General features: G+C 63.0%; 1 protein-coding gene. It reads right to left on the bottom strand.

What is annotated here, in order from left to right:
* Positions 1-343 (bottom strand): condensation domain-containing protein (locus tag DDA898_RS00415; protein ID WP_038909838.1); only part of this gene is annotated, 343 nt, incomplete at both ends.

Raw genomic sequence — 343 nt, 5'->3', positions numbered from 1 at the left:
ACGGCTGCGTACCTGCTCCAATAGCTCCGACACCGTGCTGCAACGGCCGGTTTCCACCCGCAAGGCCAGGGTATTGACGAAGCAGCCAATGATCCCTTCCAGCTCACGGTGCGGGCGATTGGCAACCGGGGTGCCAATGACAACATCCTCCTGACCACTCAGGCGCGCCAGCAGCAGTGACCAGCCAGCCAGCAGGGTCATAAAGAGTGTCGTACCATGGCGTTGTCCGCAGGCCTTGAGGCCGTGTAACACCCCGGCATCGAATTCAACAGCAACCTCAGCGCCGGCATAGCTTTGTACCGCCGGGCGGGGGCGATCGGTCGGCAAGTCCAGCAGGGCCGGT

The sequence above is a fragment of the Dickeya dadantii NCPPB 898 genome, assembly GCF_000406145.1.
Taxonomy (GTDB): Bacteria; Pseudomonadota; Gammaproteobacteria; order Enterobacterales; family Enterobacteriaceae; genus Dickeya; species Dickeya dadantii.
Note: the sequence above shows the minus strand (reverse complement) of the source record. Positions and strands in the feature narration are given on the sequence as shown.